Genomic DNA, 15742 nt, shown 5'->3' with positions numbered 1-15742 from the left:
CTGAGCACCTGGTCGTGGCCGGGGGTGATGCCGGAGAGCAGGACGGTGACGCCCCGGCCGCGCAGCCGGTCGACGGCGTCGCCGAGCACCTGGCCCCGCGCCCCATCCCGCCATCCCTCCGGTCCATCCGGACCGGTCCGCTTTGGACAGGACAGAGCATGCGAATCCGCACATGGTTGAGCCGGACGGTCCCGCTGCTGGCCGCCGCGCTGGCCGTCGTCACCCTGAACCCGGTGGCCGCCGACGCCGCGCCCACCGGCTACTCGATCACCGGCATCGACGTCTCGCACTACCAGGGCACCATCAACTGGAGCTCGGTCGCCGACTCCGGCGTCGACTTCGCCTATGCCAAGGTGACCGAGGGCACGGGCTACACCGACCCGACGTACCTCACCAACCGCAGCGGTGCCCGCGCCAACGGCATCTACTTCGGGGCGTACCACTTCGGGCGCCCGGACCAGGGCAACCCCCGCGGCCAGGCGGACCGCCTGGTCGACACCAGCCGGTACAGCTCGGACGGGACCACGCTGCCGCCGATGCTCGACATCGAGTGGTCCGCCAGCCAGCCGACCTGCTTCGGGCTGTCGACCAGCGCGATGGTCTCCTGGATCAGCCAGTTCCTGGACCAGGTCAAGGTCCGCACCGGCAAGCTGGCCATGATCTACACCAACCCGAACTGGTGGAACCCCTGCACCGGCAACAGCACCGCCTTCGGCAGCTACCCGCTCTTCCACTCCCGGTACGCCGACACCCCCGGAACCCTGCCGTCGGGCTGGTCCCGGTTCACCCTGTGGCAGTGGACCTCCAGCGGCAGCGTGCCCGGGGTGTCCGGTGGCGTCGACCGGGACGTGTTCAACGGCACCCTCGCCGACCTGCGGAAGCTGTGCGGCGGCGGGGTCGGCCGGAAGGGCCCGGCGCTGGCGCACGACGACGGTGACGGCAGCATGACCATCCACCGCTGGCGGTCGACCGGGGGCTCCTTCGCACGCACCAGCGACTACCAGGGTGAGGGTTCGTTCAATCTCGCCAACGTGGGTGACCGGGTCGCCGCCGGGGACGTCGACGGGGACGGCACCGACGACATCGTGATGGCCTACCAGATCGCCGACGGCACCTTCGGCTTCTACGTCTTCGACGCCGGCCTCACCAGCCGCGGCCGCTGGTACACCTCCGGCCCGTTCAACCTCAACACCGTCGGCGGACGCCTCGTCGTCGACGACTTCAACGGCGACGGCAAAGCCGAACCCGCCCTCGTCCGCGACAACGGCGACAGCACCATGACCATCTACCGCTGGCTGTCCACCGGCAGCTCCTTCACCCGCACCACCGACTACCAAGGCGAAGGCTCCTTCAACCTCGCCAACGTCGGCGACCGCGTCGCCTCCGGCGACGTCACCGGCGACGGCAAGGCCGACATCGTCATGGCCTACCAGATCTCCGACGGCACCTTCGGCTACTACGTCTTCAACGCCGGCCTCACCAGCGCCGGCCGCTGGTACACCTCCGGCCCGTTCAACCTCGGCCCCGTCGCCGGACGCCTCGTCGTCGACGACTTCACCGGCGACGGCAAAGCCGAACCCGCCCTCGCCCGCGACAACGGCGACAACACCATGACCATCTACCGCTGGACCTCCACCGGCAACACCTTCAACCGCACCACCGACTACCAAGGCGAAGGCTCCTTCAACCTCGCCAACGTCGGCAACCGCGTCGCCTCCGGCGACGTCACCGGCGACGGCAAAGCCGACATCGTCATGACCTACCAGATCTCCGACGGCACCTTCGGCTACTACGTCTTCAACGCCGGCCTCACCAGCGCCGGCCGCTGGTACACCTCCGGCCCCTACAACCTCGGCCCCGTCGCCGGACGCATGGTCCTCGGCAACTGGTGACCCCGAACGAGGCGGGGGCACCGGCGCAGGCCGGGCCCCCGCGTCGTGGTCAGGCGGTGCGGCCCCCGGCGGTCGACGGGTCGCCGATGCGGGGGAAGGGCTCGATGGAGAAGACCACCTCCACCGGCACCTCGAAGTAGGCGGCGATCCGCAGCGCCAGGTGCAGGCTGGGCCGGAACTCGCCGCGCTCCAGGTAACCCACCGTCTGGTAGTGCACGCCCAGCGCGTCGGCCAGTTGGCGCCGCGAGACGCCCCGCTCGGCGCGCAGCACCGCGATCCGGTTGTGGACCGTCTCGCTCATCGACGCCCTCTCATCCGACCCGCTGTATGGCCCGCTCCCGCCGGGCCGCGACCCGGGAGCCGGACTCCCGGCGGGCCATCCGGCGCAGCACCACCGGGGCCACCACGAGCCCGAGCACCGCCCACGCGCCGAGCACGCCGAGCGTCTCCAGGTGGCGCCAGGAGCCGCCGAGTTCCACCGCGGCCAGGTCGGCCGGGAGCAGCGCCGAACGCATGCCCAAGCCTAGCCAGTACAGCGGGAAGACCTGGGCGAGGCCCTGCAGCCAACCGGGCAGGCCGTTGATCGGGTAGAAGATGCCTGAGAACGCGATGAGGCCGAAGATCGGCAGGACCACCAGGCCCATGTTCCGGGGATTCTCGATCACCGAGCCGATCACCGCGCCCAGCGGCAGCGTCGCCACCAGCCCGAGCGGCATCACCCAGGCCAGCGTGAGCCAGGCACCGGGGTCGCCGAGCCGCAGCCCGTCCAGGAAGAACAGCCCGGGAGTGAGCTGGATGGCCACGCCGATCAGCGCGATCGCCGAGATCAGCACGAGCTTGCCGACCAGATAGCCGAGCATCCCGTTCGGGATCGCCTTGGCGCGCAGCAACGTGCCGTCCTCCCGGTCGATGATGAGCTGCTGGGCCAGGCCGAGCAGCCCGCCGAAGAGCAGGCCCATGCCGAGCGCGCTGGGCAGCGTCCGGGCGCCGAGGGAGAAGTCGGTGCCGGGCACGGTCGAGCCGCGCATCCAGAACACGGCGACCAGCAACACCACCGTGGGAAAGAAGTAGTTCCACAAATCCTGGCCGTTGGTGAACGTGCTGCGCAGCTCGATCAGGCCGCGCCGCAGGCCGGCCCGGAGGGCGTTGGTGGTCGGGTTCATCTGTTCCCCTCCTGCTGCCACACCCGCTCGGCCCGGCCGGTGCGGATCCCGGTCTCCTCCTCGTGCACCAGCGCCAGGTACGCGTCCTCCAGGCTGGCCCGGCGCACCTCCAGCTCCCGCACCCGGTCGCCGTGCTCGCGGAGCAGGTCGTGCAGGAAGCCGGTGGCGTCGGGGGTGGCGTGCACGTAGCGCTCGCCGTCGCGGGTCCACCGGACCTCCGCGTCGCCGGCGACACGACGGGCCAGCTGGTCCGGCGAACCCTCGGCGATGATCCGGCCACCGGCCAGGATGAGGATGCGGTCGGCCAGCTTCTCCGCCTCGGCCAGGTCGTGGGTGGTCAGCACGACGGTGGTCTCGTCCCGGTCGGTGAGACGGTGCACCAGTTCGTGGAACTCGCGCCGGGCCGCCGGGTCGAAGCCGACCGTCGGCTCGTCCAGGAAGAGCAGCTCCGGCCGGCCCACGATGCCGACCGCCACGTCGAGCCGCCGGCGCTGCCCGCCGGAGAGGCGGGCCACCCGGGTGCCGGCGTTCCCGGTCAGGCCCACGGTCGCCAGCAGGTCGTCGACGGGCCACGGGCGCGGGATCCGGTCGGTCGAGTACGGCGCGTAGAAGTCGCCGAGGTGGCTGAGCAGTTCCCGCACCCGCCACTTGCCGTGGTCGCGCCAGGACTGGAGCACGACGCCGAGCCGGGCCCGCCATCGCTCGTCACCGCGGGCCGGGTCGGTGCCGAGCACCCGTACGTCGCCGGCCGAACGCAGCCGGAAGCCCTCCAGGATCTCGATGGTGGTGGTCTTGCCGGCGCCGTTCGGGCCGAGCAGGGCGAGCACCTCCCCGCGCCGGGCGGTGAAGTCCACGCCGTGCAGCACGTCGACGGTGCCGTAGCGCATCCGCAGGCCGCGCACGTCGAGGACGACGTCGGGGCCGGGTGGGTCGGGAGCGTGGGTCGCCCCCGCGAGTTCAACCGCTGTCATGGCCATCCCTCGAACTGGCGTATTGGTACCACGAAATGTAGCACCTCTACTACATGTTCCGGGAGGGCCGTTCAGCCGGGCGGGCGGCGCAGCCAGCGGGTGACCGGCGGCGGGTCCTCCTCCTCGTACGAACGGGCGGCCCGCACGGCCGCCGCCAGCCCCGCGCGGTGCCGCCGGGCCGCCGGCCGCACCGCCGGGTCCTGGGCCAGCTCCCGGAGCAACGCGACCGCCAGGCCGAGCATCACCACCACGAACGGCAACGCGACCAGGATGGTGGCCTGCTGGAGGGCGGCGAGGCCGCCGGCGGCCAGCAGGGCCGCGGCGACCGCGCCGATGAGTACGCCCCAGAGCACCACCAGCACCCGGTGCGGGCGCAGCGCGCCGCCGGAGGTCAGCGACCCGAGCACCAGGGAGGCCGAGTCGGCGCTGGTGACGAAGTAGAGCCCCACCAGCACCATGGCCAGCACGCTGGTCACGGTGGCCAGCGGGAGCGAGTCCAGCAGGCCGAACAGCCCCTGCTCGGAGCTGGCCCCGACGTCGGCCACCAGGTCCCGGGTGCCGGTGGCCTGGGTACGCAGCGCGGTGCCGCCCAGCACCGCGAACCAGACGGCGCTGGCCCCGCTGGGCACCAGCAGCACCCCGGTGAGGAAGTGGCGGACGGTACGCCCCCGGGAGATCCGGGCGATGAACGTGCCCACGAACGGCGCCCAGGAGATCCACCACGCCCAGTAGAAGATCGTCCAGGAGCCCAGCCAGGCCGGGTCGGAGAAGGCCCCGGTCCGGGTCGACATCCGCAGCAGGTTGCTCAGGTAGTCGCCGACCGAGGCCGGCAGCACCTCCAACGTGTAGATCGTCGGCCCGACCACGAAGACGAAGAGCATCAGCGCCACGGCGAGCACCACGTTGGTGGTCGACAGCCACTTCACTCCCCGGTGCAGGCCGGAGAAGGCGGAGACGACGAAGGCGAGGGTCAGCGCGCCGATCACCACCAGCTCCAGCGCTCGGGTGTCCGAGAGGCCCGCGACCAGGTCCAGCCCGGCGGCCACCTGCAACGCCCCGAGCCCGAGGCTGGTCGCCGAGCCGAACACCGTGGCGAAGACGGCCAGCAGGTCGATGGCGCGGCCGGCCGCCCCGTCCGCCCGGCGGCCGAGCAGCGGGTGGAAGGCGGCGGAGATGCGGTTGCCCCGCCCCCGCCGAAAGGTCGAGTACGCCAGCGCCAGCGCGGCGATCGCGTAGATCCCCCACGGATGCAGGGTCCAGTGGAAGAGGGTGTACTGCATCGCCGTCGCGGCGGCGGCCCCGGTCTGCGGTTCGACGCCGGCCGCCGGTGGCGGAGTCGCGTAGTGCTCGATGGGCTCGGCGACCGCGAAGAAGACCAGGCCGATGCCCATCCCGGCGCTGAACATCATGGCGATCCAGGCGAGCGTGCTGAACTCGGGTTCGTCGTCGTCGGCGCCGAGCCGGATCCGGCCGAACCGGGACGCCGCGATCACCACCGCGAGCACCAGGAAGGCGTCCGCCGCGACCACGAAGAACCAGCCGAACGTGTTGATCGCCCAGGCCAGGCCGGCCTCGCCGAACCGGCCGAGCGAGTCCTTCGCGAACACCCCCCACGCCACCACCGCCAGCACCCCGCCGACGCCGCACGCCAGCACCACCGGGTCGAGCCGACCGGTACGCCCGGTCTCCTGCGTCGCCTGCTCCGCCACGGTCACATGGTGCGGTCCCGCACCGCCCCGATACGGGCGATGTCGCCACCGTTCACCGGCTCGGGCCGGATGCTCACCCGACGGCGGCGGACTCCTCGGCCTCGACCTGGGCGTTCCACTCGGCCTTGCTGGCCCGCCAGCCCTCGTCGGTCATCCCGCGCCGCCAGTAGCCGGAGATGGAGAGCGCCGCCCGGGGCACCGCGCGCTCGATCCGCAGCAGGTGCCGCAGCTCCTTGACGAAGGTCGCCTCGCCGTGCACGAAGGCGTGCACGGTGCCGGGCGGGAACTCCAGCGCCCGGACCGCGGCCACCAGCGCCTCGCCCACCGGACGGTCGCCCCGGTGCAGCCAGGTCAACCGCACCGCGCCGGGACTGGCCAGCGGCTGCTCGTCGGCCGGGCCGTCGACCTCGACGAAGACGGTGGCCGGGGCGCCGACGGGCAGCCGCTCCAGGCTGGCGGCGATGGCCGGCAGGGCGCTCTCGTCCCCGACCATCAGGTGCCAGTCGGCGGTCGGGCTGGGGGCGTACCCGCCGCCCGGGCCGACGAAGCGCACCTCGTCGCCGGGACGCAGGGCGGCGGCCCACGGCCCGGCCAGCCCCGCCTCGCCGTGGTGCACCACGTCGAGGGTCAGCTCGCCGGCCGCCGCGTCCCAGGCCCGCACCGTGTACGCGCGCAGCCGCGGCCACTGCTCGCGGGGCATCGTCCGGCGCACCTCGACCAGGTCGAGCGGCTCCGGGTAGACCACGCCCGGCGGCGGGAAGATCAGCTTGACGTAGTGGTCGGTGTGCTCGCCCAGCGGCAGGTCGGCCAGCTGCGCACCCCCGAGCACCAGCCGGACCAGGTGGGGGGTGGGCCGGGAGGTCCGCAGGACCCGGGCCGTGACTACCTTTTTCGCGGGGCGTTCCGTCATACCGCTTAGGCTAGCCTAAGTACCCGCCGGGTCGGCCACCGCCGGCCCGCCCACCACCGGACAGGCGCCGGTGCCACTCCACCGCCGCCGGATCGGTGAGCGAGGCCACCTGGTCGATCACCACCCGCAGCCGGGCCCCGTCGTCGGGGGCCGCCCGCCACAGCGGGGCGAAGACCGGGTCCAGCGCGTCCGGCGCCCGGTCGGCCAGTGCGGCGACCAGCTCGGCGAGGACCTCCCGCTGGCGGGCGTACCGGTCCCCGACGCCCGGGCGGCGCATCACGTAGCGCAGCGCGATGCCCTTGAGCAGGGCGCACTGGGCCCGGATCCGCCGGGGCACCAGCAGGTCGGCGGCGTACCGCAGGTGCGGCCCGGGGCCGAAGTGCGCCCGGGTGGCGGCCACCACGGCGGAGACGAACCGGCCGGTGAGCACGCTGGTGGTCGTCTTCAACGCGGCCTGCGCCCGGTGACTCCCGTCGTACCCGGCGAGCGGGGCCAGCACCGGCTCGGCCAGCAGCTCGACCAGCACCTCGGCCAGGTCGTCCGGCGACTCGCCGGAGTAGACGGCCGCCACGTCGGCGCAGAGCGCCCGCCGCTCGTCGGTGTCGTCGAGCAGCGGGCGGAGGGTGACGTACCCGCCGTGGATGCCGTCCTCGACGTCGTGCACCGAGTACGCGACGTCGTCGGCCCAGTCCATCACCTGGGCCTCCAGGCAGCGCCGGGGCCGGCCGTCGGGCGCGGCGGCGAGCGGGGCGCCGGCCCGCAGCCAGTCGAAGACCGGGCGGTCGTCAGCGTACGCGCCGAACTTGCGCTCGCCGGGCCGGCGCGGCCAGGGATACTTGGTGACCGCGTCGAGCGAGGCCCGGGTCAGGTTCAGGCCGGCGGACGCCCCGTCCGGGCCGATCACCTTCGCCTCCAGCCGGGTGAGCACCCGCAGGGTCTGCGCGTTGCCCTCGAAGCCGCCGCAGGGCGCGGCCAGCCGGTCCAGCGCGTCCTCACCGTTGTGCCCGAACGGCGGGTGGCCCAGGTCGTGGGCGAGCCCGGCGGTGTCCACCACGTCCGGGTCGCAGCCCAGCCGGGCCCCCATCTCCCGGGCGACCTGCGCCACCTCCAGCGAGTGGGTCAGCCGGGTACGCAGGAAGTCGTCGGTGCCGGCGGTGTGCACCTGGGTCTTGGCCGCCAGCCGGCGGAAGGCGGCGGAGTGCAGCACCCGGGCCCGATCCCGCTCGTACGGCGACCGGCCGGAGCCGCCGTCCTTCGGCGGCTCGTCAACCAGCCGGGCATCGGGCACGTCGGTGCCGCCGGCCCGCTCACTCCTGGCGCTCACCCCACCACCTTCGTTCGCGACTGCGGGGCTCGCAAACCCAGCTCACTCCTCGCGCTCACCCCACCACCCCGGGTCGCGACTGCGGGGCTCGCAAACCCAGCTCACTCCTCGCGCTCACCCCACCACCCCGGTTCGCGACTGCGGGGCTCGCAAACCCAGCTCACTCCTCGCGCTCACGGAGCACGCAGAACTCGTTGCCCTCCGGGTCGGCCAGCACCACCCACTCGGCCTCGCCCTGCCCGACGTCCACGTGCCGGGCGCCCATGTCGACCAGTCGCTCGACCTCGGCCTCCTGGTTGTCCGGGCGCAGGTCCAGGTGGAGCCGGTTCTTGTCGGCCTTGGCGGCGGTGACCGGCACGAAGACCAGGCCGGGCAACCGGTCGGCGGCGGACCGGATCTCCACCTCGTCGGCGCGTTCCGCGACGATCTGGTAGCCGAGCGCCTCCGCCCACCACCGGGCCAGCCGCGCCGGATCGCGCGCGTCCACGGTGAGGCTCTCCCAGACGTTGGTCATGCGGCCACCCTTTCGTTACCGACATTCGAGCGAACTCAGGGTACGCCGGGACGGGCTCGGTGGCCCCCCGGCGACCGGCCGGCGCCGCGGACGCAACCGCCGAACAGACTCAAGTTGCCGACCGATCGCCGGCCGTGACGGGCCTGCGGGCAGCGCATGGCCACCGGTAGCGTGGCGGCAGCAGAAAGTGACCGACGACCGCCCGCAACCCGAGACGGTGGGAGAGACGCTCGTGGACGCTGACACGCTGATGGGCACGGAACTGCGAGCGCTGCGCCGACGCCGCCCCGAGGTGACCGGGACGGTGCTGGCCGGCACCGACGGTCTGCTGATCTCCAGTGACCTCCCGACGACCGACGCCACCCACCTGGCCGCGCTGGCCGCCGCCTCCTTCGGCCTCGGCAACCGGGTCGCCGACACCGTCCGGCGGGGCGGCTTCCGCGAGTCGGTGCTGCGCACCGAGGCCGGTTGCGTGCTCACCTACCCGGCCGGGCGGAACGCCCTGCTGACCCTGGTCACCGACCGGGCCACCGACCTGGACACGCTGCACGACGAGGCCCGCGCGGTCGCCGCCCGCACCGGTTCGGTGGTCGACACCCAGCACCCGACCGCCCCGTCATTCCTCCCGCCCGACCCGCACGCCCCGCTGCCCCGCCGCGCGGCGGGCTGACCGACGCCGGGGCCCGCCCGCACCAGCAGGCGCGGGCGGGCCGGGACGCCAGGGTGGTCAGCGCGAGTCGGAACCGGCGGTCTCCACGACCGCGCGGCCGGCCTCCAGTCGGGCCACCGGCACCCGGAACGGGGAGCAGGAGACGTAGTCCAGGCCGACGGCGTGGAAGAAGTGCACCGAGTCGGGGTCACCGCCGTGCTCGCCGCAGACGCCGAGCTTCAGACCGGGACGGGCGGCGCGGCCCTCCTCGGCGGCGATCCGGACCAGCCGGCCGACCCCGTCGGTGTCGATCGACTCGAACGGTGAGATGCCGAAGATGCCCAGCTCCAGGTAGCGCCAGAAGAACGCGCCCTCGACGTCGTCCCGGGAGAAGCCCCACCCCATCTGGGTCAGGTCGTTGGTGCCGAAGGAGAAGAACTCGGCCGCCTCGGCGATCTGCCCGGCGGTCAGCGCCGCCCGGGGCACCTCGATCATCGTGCCGATCAGCACCTCGACGCCGCTGTCCCCGACCACCTCGGCGATGATCTTCTCGGCCTCGGCGCGTACCGTCTCCAACTCCTGCACCGCGCCGACCAGCGGGACCATGATCTCCGGGCAGGCGTGCCCGCCGGCCTCGGTGACCGCCACCGCGGCCTCCGCGATGGCCCGGACCTGCATGGCGAACAGGCCCGGGATGACCAGGCCCAGGCGCACCCCGCGCAGGCCCAGCATCGGGTTCTCCTCGTGCATCCGGCGCACGGCGGCGAGCAGCGCCTCCTCCTTGGCGACGTCCTCACCGCGCTCCTGGGCGACCGCGACGTTGACCGCGAGCTGCTCCAGCGGGGGCAGGAACTCGTGCAACGGCGGGTCGATCAGCCGCACGGTGACCGGCAGTCCGTCCATCTCCCGGAAGATCTCGATGAAGTCCTCCCGCTGCAACGGCAGCAGGGCGGCCAGCGCGTCCTCCCGTTCGGTGCCGGTGCGGGCCAGGATCAGCCGCTCGACCAGCTCCCGCCGGTCGCCGAGGAACATGTGCTCGGTGCGGCAGAGGCCGATGCCCTGGGCGCCGAAGCGCCGGGCACGGGCCGCGTCCGCACCGGTGTCGGCGTTCGTGCGCACGGCCAGCCGGCGCCGGGCGTCGGCGTGGGTCATGATCCGGTGTACGGCCCGGACCAGCGGGTTGTCGATGTGCTCGGGGTCGAGGCTGCCCTCGAAGTACTGCACCACCTCGGACGGCATGACCGGCACCTCACCGAGGTAGACCTTGCCGGTGGTGCCGTCGATGGAAACGACGTCACCCTCGGTGACCGTCTTGCCGGCCACGGTGAACCGCCGGCCCGGGACGTCGACCTCCAGCTCGTCGGCGCCGGAGACGCAGGTCTTGCCCATCCCCCGGGCCACCACGGCGGCGTGGCTGGTCTTGCCGCCGCGGGAGGTGAGGATGCCCTTGGCGGCGATCATGCCGTTGAGGTCGTCCGGGTTGGTCTCCCGGCGGACCAGGATGACCGACTCCCCCTCGGCGGCCAGCTCGACCGCGCGGGCGGAGGTGAAGACCACCTTGCCGGAGGCGGCGCCCGGGGAGGCGCCGATGCCCTTGGCGACCGGCTGGAACTCGTGGTCGAGCTGGAAGCGCGGGAACATCAGCTGGGCCAGCTGCGCGCCGTTGACCCGGTGCAGCGCCTCGTCCAGGTCGATCAGGCCTTCGTCGACGAGTTGGCCGGCGATGACGAACGCGGCGGCGGCGGTGCGCTTGCCGACCCGGGTCTGCAGCATCCAGAGCTTGCCGCGCTCGATGGTGAACTCGATGTCGCAGAGGTCCTGGTAGTGCCCCTCGAGCCGGGCCATGATGCCGAGCAGCTCGTCGTAGGACTTCTTGTCCAGCCGCTCCAGCTCCTGCAACGGCACGGTGTTGCGGATGCCGGCCACCACGTCCTCGCCCTGGGCGTTGGCCAGGTAGTCGCCGTAGATGCCCTGCGCCCCGCTGGCCGGGTCGCGGGTGAAGGCGACCCCGGTGCCGGAGTCCGGGCCGAGGTTGCCGAAGACCATGGCCACCACGTTGACCGCGGTGCCCAGGTCGGCCGGGATGCGCTCCTGGCGGCGGTAGAGGATCGCGCGCTCGGCGTTCCACGACTCGAAGACCGCCCGGATGGCCAGGTCGAGCTGCTCCCGCGGCTCCTGGGGGAACTCCCGGCCGGTGTGCTTGGCGAAGATCTTCTTGTACGCGTCGACCAGCCCGCGCAGGTCGTCGGCGTCCAGGTCGAGGTCGTTGCGCGTACCCTTGGCGCTCTTGGCGTCCTCCAGCGCGTGCTCGAACTCCTCGCCCGGCACGTCGCAGACGGTCTTGCCGAACATCTGGATCAGCCGGCGGTAGGAGTCCCAGGCGAACCTGTCGTTCTGCCCAGCCTGGTTGCTCAGGCCGATCACGCTGCGGTCGTTGAGGCCGACGTTGAGGACGGTCTCCATCATGCCGGGCATGGAGAACTTGGCGCCGGAGCGGACGGAGACCAGCAGCGGGTCGTCCGGGTCGCCGAGCCTGCGGCCCATCTCCCGCTCCAGGGACTCCAGGTGCGCCGCGATCTGGGCGGCCAGGCCGTCCGGCTCCCGGCCGGTGGCGAGGTACGCCTTGCACGCCTCGGTGGTGATCGTGAACCCGGGCGGGACCGGCAGGCCGAGGTTGGTCATCTCGGCCAGGTTGGCCCCCTTGCCGCCGAGCAGGTCCTTGAGGTCCTTGTTGCCCTCGGCGAAGTCGTAGACGAGTTTGTCGCTCGCCGTCTCGTGCGTTGCCACCAGAGCCTCCCACGCGCGTCCGCATTGACACTTAACGAAGGTTCAGTTGCTCCATACCCCGGGGCCGACCACCGCTAATCCGGTGCCGCCATCGATCGGTGGGCGAAGGTTAAGCGAACATCGCGGGGGCTGGGACCGTTCGGTGACAATTGGCACAGCCGTCCGCACTATCCGTGTCCGTACCGGTTTTTGGGAACGCTTCCACGCGCACGATCACGCAATTCCGACTCACCTCGTACTCTTGACCGAACCGCATCCGCCGAACCTGACCTTTGCCATATCCCACGCAAATACACCCCTGGGAGCCGTCGTCGTGTCGACCACCCCCGCCGCCCGCCCCGAGCCCGGTGCCGAGCCGCTCGACCGGACCGGTCTGCCCGCCCACCGGCCGGCCGCCGCCGAGCTGGCCCGGGCCGCCGCCGAGGTGGCCGGTGAGCTGCTCGCCCCGGCCGCACCGGTCCGCCTGGGCGACGTGGTCCCCGCCCCGGAGCGGGTGCACCCCGACCCGGCGGCCGACTTCACGCTGCCCGCGGACGCGGTGATCCAGGCCAGCCCGGAACCGGCCGCCCGCGACGCCGCCGACCTGCTCGCCGCCCTGCTCCGCCCGGCGACCGGCTACCCGCTGCCGGTCACCGAGACGGCCGGCGTCGAGCCGGGTGGGCTGCTGATGCTCACCCTCGGCGCGGCCGCTGCGACCCACCCGGCCGGCGCAGGCGATCCCACCGGCGCGGCGGGCGCGGCGGGCGTGCGCGTCGACCTGCCGGGCGGCGCGGGGCTCGGCGCCGAGGGCTACCGGCTCGACGTGACCCGGGCGGGGATCCGGATCACCGCCGCCGCCCCCGCCGGCCTCGGCCACGGCGTGCAGACGCTGCGGCAGCTGCTGCCGGCGGCGATCGAGAGCTCGACCCCGGTCGCCGAACGCTGGGCGGTGGCCGGCGGGACGATCGTCGACCGGCCCCGGTTCCCGTACCGGGGGGCGATGCTCGACGTGGCCCGGCACTTCTTCGGCGTGGACGACGTGCTGCGCGTGGTCGACCACCTGGCCCGCTACAAGCTCAACCACCTGCACCTGCACCTCACCGACGACCAGGGCTGGCGGATCGCGGTGGACTCCTGGCCGAAGCTGGCCGAGGTCGGCGGGGCCAACGAGGTCGGCGGTGGCCCCGGCGGCTGGTACACCAAGGACGACTACCGGCGGATCGTCGCGTACGCGGCCCGCCGGCACGTCACCGTGGTTCCGGAGATCGACCTGCCGGGGCACACCAACGCCGCCCTCGTCGCGTACCCGGAACTGGCGCCCGGCAAGGTCCCGCCGCCGCCGTACACCGGCACCGAGGTCGGCTTCAGCTACCTGGACCCCGCCGACGAGCGGACGTACGACTTCGTCGCGGACGTGGTGCGCGAGGTGGCCGCGCTCACCCCGGGGCCGTGGCTGCACATCGGCGGGGACGAGGCGTTCAAGGTGAAGGGGGCGGCGTACACCGGCTTCGTCGAGCGGGCGCAGCGGATCGTGGCCGCGACGGGCAAGACCGTGATCGGCTGGCACCAGCTCGCCCCCGCCGCGCACGCCGAGGGGCGGGTGCTCCAGTGGTGGGGCACCAACGGCGACGACCCCGAGACCGCCGACGCGGTACGCCGGGGCGCCCGGCTGATCCTCTCCCCCGGCAACCGCACCTACCTCGACATGAAGTACGCCGCCGACACCCCGATCGGGCACGACTGGGCGGGCCTGATCGACGTGCGCCGGGCGTACGACTGGGACCCGGGCAGCCACCTGACCGGGGTGCCGGCGGAGGCGGTGCTCGGCGTCGCGGCGCCGCTGTGGACCGAGTCGGTCACCTCGCTGGCCGAGATCGAGTTCATGCTGCTGCCCCGGCTCCCCGCCGTCGCCGAGCTGGGCTGGTCGCCCCGGTCGACCCACGACTGGGCCCGCTTCCGCGCCCGGCTCGCCGCCCACGCCCCCCGCTGGCACACCGCAGGCATCACCTACCACCCCTCCCCCGACATCCCCTGGCCCGCCCGCAAGGAGGGGCCCCCTGTTAACGATTTCGGTAGAGCAGGGGCCCCTTCTTAGCCGTCGAGGCGCGGGGCCCGGGCGCGGAGCACGGCCGCCGTGTGCTCGTCGGCCGGATAGAACGACTCGATGGACAGCTCGGCCAGGGTGACGTCCAGCGGGGTGCCGAAGGTCGCGATGGTGCTGAGGAAGACCAGCTCACCGCCGTCGTGGCGCAGCCGCAGCGGCACCACGATCTCGCCCGGGCCGGGCAGCTCGACCGCGGGCTCCCGGTCGGCACACGGGTAGCCGCGCAGCTCCTCCTCCAGGGCCGCCAGCCCGGCGTCACCGGTCAGCTCGATCTGGCGGCCCAACCGGCTCAGCAGGTGCCCCCGCCACTCGCCGAGGTTGGCGATGTGCGGGGCCAGACCGTCGGGGTGCAGGCTGACCCGCAGCACGTTCACGGCTCCGGCCAGCAGCTCCGGCGCGACCAGGTCGGTGAGGATGGTCAGGCTGCGGTTGGCGTCCACCAGGTGCCAGCCCCGGTCGACCACCGCCGCCGGGTAGGGCTCGTGGCCGGCCAGGACCTGCCGTACGGCCGCCCGGACCGCGGCCATCCGCGGCGCGGCCAGGGCGGTCTCCGGGTACGCGGGCGCGTAGCCCGCCGCCAGCAGCAGCCGGTTACGCTCGCGCAGCGGCAGGTCGAGCGGCCCGGCGAGGCGCAGCACCATCTCCCGGCTGGGCCGGGACCGGCCGGTCTCCACGAAGCTCAGGTGCCGGGTGGAGATCTCCGCGCGGAGGGACAGTTCCAGCTGGCTGAGCCGGCGCAGCTCCCGCCACCGCCGCAGCGACTCGCCGACCGGGGTGGTGACCGAGCCGGCGGTCGCGGTGGTCATGACGGCTCCGGCAGTGGTCGCCGCTGGTCGCGGTACGCGGGCATCACGTTCCCCGTTCGTGGTGGTCGTCGTCGGCACCACTCTGCCGCGTACCGGGGAGCGCGTCGATTACCTGGCGGGTAATGCGACGCCGGACACGGAGCGTCCGGTCGGGCGCTACCTCCGAGGTAATCGACACCCCGCGGCGGCCGGTGCGAGGGTTCTCGGCGTCACCAACCGACGAAGGGATGTCATCCGATGAACCCGTACAGCGACCTGGTCGACCGCTACCTCGCGGTGTGGAACGAGGCCGACGGCGACGCCCGCGCGGCGGCGGTCGGCGCCCTCTTCACCCCGGACGCCACCTACACCGACCCGCTGGCCGAGGTGCGGGGCCACGAGCAGATCAGCGCCGTGATCGGCGGCGTCCAGCAGGCGTTCCCGGGGCACGTCCTGCGCCCGCACGGCGTCGTCGACGGGCACCACGACGTGGTCCGGTTCGGCTGGGAGCTGGTGCCCGCCGGCGGCGGGGAGGCCGTCGTGGTCGGCTTCGACGTCGCGGTCCGCGACACCGACGGCCGGGTACGCGCTGTGCACGGCTTTCTGGACAAGGTGCCCGCCCCGGCGTGACCCCGACCCCCACCCTGTTGATCATGGAGCTGACCGGGGGGAAATGTCCGGTTCCATGCCGTCAACTCCATGATCAACGCAACGGGGCGGGGGGGGTGGTGGGTGGGGTGTCGGGTTTGGGGGGCGGTGTCCGTGGCCGGGGTCACCATGGGGATGGAATCGGTGCGGGGCCGGGGGCGTTGAACATGGTTCGACCGGGCGGGCACCCCACCCCCGGCCCCCATCCCCCGGGGGAATGGGCCGCCGCCGGTCGTCGTTACATCCCCGGGCCACCCGAGCAGGTCACCACCGCTGATCGCCGGGCCGCCCACCCCCAAGACTTCCG

At 73.2% G+C, this 15742-nt stretch carries 13 protein-coding genes; 4 read left to right on the top strand and 9 right to left on the bottom strand.

Going from position 1 to position 15742, the window contains the following annotated elements:
- Positions 1–158 precede the first annotated feature (158 nt).
- Complete coding sequence (locus AB0H57_RS31060; RefSeq protein ID WP_357512232.1) at positions 159–1892, top strand: GH25 family lysozyme; 1734 nt, start codon at positions 159–161, stop codon at positions 1890–1892.
- A gap of 49 nt (positions 1893–1941) precedes the next feature.
- On the opposite strand, the gene AB0H57_RS31055 is transcribed toward AB0H57_RS31060, so the two are convergent.
- The 7 genes from AB0H57_RS31055 to AB0H57_RS31025 all read right to left on the bottom strand — a co-directional run bounded on the left by AB0H57_RS31055 (position 1942) and on the right by AB0H57_RS31025 (position 8483).
- On the bottom strand, positions 1942–2193 hold the full coding sequence (locus tag AB0H57_RS31055) for a helix-turn-helix transcriptional regulator (RefSeq protein WP_357512231.1): 252 nt from the start codon (positions 2191–2193) through the stop codon (positions 1942–1944).
- Between the two features lie 10 nt (positions 2194–2203).
- Positions 2204–3055 (bottom strand): ABC transporter permease, encoded by an 852-nt coding sequence (locus tag AB0H57_RS31050; protein ID WP_357512230.1) that lies wholly within the window; start codon positions 3053–3055, stop codon positions 2204–2206.
- Positions 3052–4026 (bottom strand): ABC transporter ATP-binding protein, encoded by a 975-nt coding sequence (locus AB0H57_RS31045; protein WP_357512229.1) that lies wholly within the window; start codon positions 4024–4026, stop codon positions 3052–3054. The genes AB0H57_RS31050 and AB0H57_RS31045 overlap by 4 nt, the downstream gene beginning before the upstream one ends.
- Before the next feature lie 71 nt (positions 4027–4097).
- Entirely contained in the window at positions 4098–5735 is a 1638-nt protein-coding gene (locus AB0H57_RS31040; protein WP_357512228.1) for a BCCT family transporter, read from the bottom strand.
- 73 nt (positions 5736–5808) lie between these two features.
- Positions 5809–6645 (bottom strand): siderophore-interacting protein, encoded by an 837-nt coding sequence (locus AB0H57_RS31035; RefSeq protein ID WP_357512227.1) that lies wholly within the window; start codon positions 6643–6645, stop codon positions 5809–5811.
- Between the two features lie 10 nt (positions 6646–6655).
- Positions 6656–7933, bottom strand: coding sequence for a deoxyguanosinetriphosphate triphosphohydrolase (locus AB0H57_RS31030; RefSeq protein ID WP_357512234.1), 1278 nt, complete (start codon positions 7931–7933; stop codon positions 6656–6658).
- 196 nt (positions 7934–8129) lie between these two features.
- Positions 8130–8483, bottom strand: coding sequence for a VOC family protein (locus AB0H57_RS31025; RefSeq protein ID WP_357512226.1), 354 nt, complete (start codon positions 8481–8483; stop codon positions 8130–8132).
- A gap of 232 nt (positions 8484–8715) precedes the next feature.
- Here AB0H57_RS31025 and AB0H57_RS31020 point away from each other — a divergent pair, with 232 nt between their 5' ends.
- Entirely contained in the window at positions 8716–9153 is a 438-nt protein-coding gene (locus AB0H57_RS31020; protein ID WP_357512225.1) for a roadblock/LC7 domain-containing protein, read from the top strand.
- A 57-nt stretch (positions 9154–9210) separates the two neighbouring features.
- On the opposite strand, the gene ppdK is transcribed toward AB0H57_RS31020, so the two are convergent.
- The gene (ppdK, locus tag AB0H57_RS31015; RefSeq protein WP_357512224.1) at positions 9211–11919 is read right to left on the bottom strand and encodes a pyruvate, phosphate dikinase; all 2709 of its coding nucleotides are present in this window, start codon (positions 11917–11919) and stop codon (positions 9211–9213) included.
- A 373-nt stretch (positions 11920–12292) separates the two neighbouring features.
- On the opposite strand from ppdK, the gene AB0H57_RS31010 reads away from it, so the two are divergent.
- Entirely contained in the window at positions 12293–13993 is a 1701-nt protein-coding gene (locus AB0H57_RS31010; RefSeq protein WP_357512233.1) for a family 20 glycosylhydrolase, read from the top strand.
- Here the strand turns inward: AB0H57_RS31010 and AB0H57_RS31005 are convergent.
- The gene (locus tag AB0H57_RS31005; RefSeq protein ID WP_357512223.1) at positions 13990–14808 is read right to left on the bottom strand and encodes a helix-turn-helix domain-containing protein; all 819 of its coding nucleotides are present in this window, start codon (positions 14806–14808) and stop codon (positions 13990–13992) included. The two genes, AB0H57_RS31010 and AB0H57_RS31005, sit on opposite strands and share 4 nt — an antisense overlap.
- Before the next feature lie 237 nt (positions 14809–15045).
- On the opposite strand from AB0H57_RS31005, the gene AB0H57_RS31000 reads away from it, so the two are divergent.
- Positions 15046–15417, top strand: a complete 372-nt coding sequence (locus tag AB0H57_RS31000) for a nuclear transport factor 2 family protein (RefSeq protein WP_357512222.1) — start codon at positions 15046–15048, stop codon at positions 15415–15417.
- The last annotated feature ends 325 nt before the right edge of the window (positions 15418–15742 follow it).

This window comes from Micromonospora sp. NPDC050686 (assembly GCF_040654475.1).
GTDB lineage: Bacteria > Actinomycetota > Actinomycetes > Mycobacteriales > Micromonosporaceae > Micromonospora.
Note: the sequence above shows the minus strand (reverse complement) of the source record. Positions and strands in the feature narration are given on the sequence as shown.